At 46.9% G+C, this 732-nt stretch carries 1 pseudogene; it reads left to right on the forward strand.

Annotated features, from left to right (window positions below):
* A pseudogene (locus tag ABE099_RS20700) lies at window positions 1–732 on the forward strand (DUF5704 domain-containing protein); the annotation flags it as partial.

The raw sequence follows: 732 nt of genomic DNA on the forward strand, positions 1-732 counted from the left end.
CAGGCAATATCAATGGGGGCGATAACAAGGAATACCCAATCAACGGGATCAATTCCGTCACCGTACATACGCCAGTGGTGTTATATCCTTCGGTGTCCGACGACAAGGCACATAATCAAAAAACGGAGCCTGCACAAAATCGATCCGCGATTATTTTGGAACGTCCGTTTACCGTTCACTTACCCAACAGTGGGCAACATACGAACTATAAAGGTTATGGCAACCGAGATTATGGCAAATATGTGCGCAACAAGCAAGTGAAGTTTCCTTTTGATGTGTATGATGTATTCCGTACGACCTTTTATCCAAAAGGGACTTGGATCGATGTGGCAAGCTATGAAGAGGAAGTGGAGTTTTATTTACCCGTTTGGGTGGACGAAGGCTTTTATGATGTTGAGATGCGCACATTTGCGGAAAATGCACCAGATAATCCGAGTGAGCAAACCAATGCGAACCTCGATTTAACACATCATGTGGCAAAGGCGACTGTCCCTGTCGATGTTGTGGGTAGGCTGTACGATTTTCATGTCACTGACATCGCAGATTTTAACTGGGAATCCGTGTTTCGGATGGAGCAAGGGAGCCGAATGCATACGGGGAACAGCTACTGGGTGGGACAAGGGGACATCGATGGTGACCCCAGATATACCCCCTCCCAATATACGTTGCCCCTGCGCCCAGGAAGTCATCCCGTCTTTAAAAATCTGGTGACTAAAACAGGGTATCACTTTA

It is taken from the genome of Paenibacillus turicensis, assembly GCF_050461185.1.
Classification (GTDB): domain Bacteria; phylum Bacillota; class Bacilli; order Paenibacillales; family Paenibacillaceae; genus Fontibacillus; species Fontibacillus turicensis_A.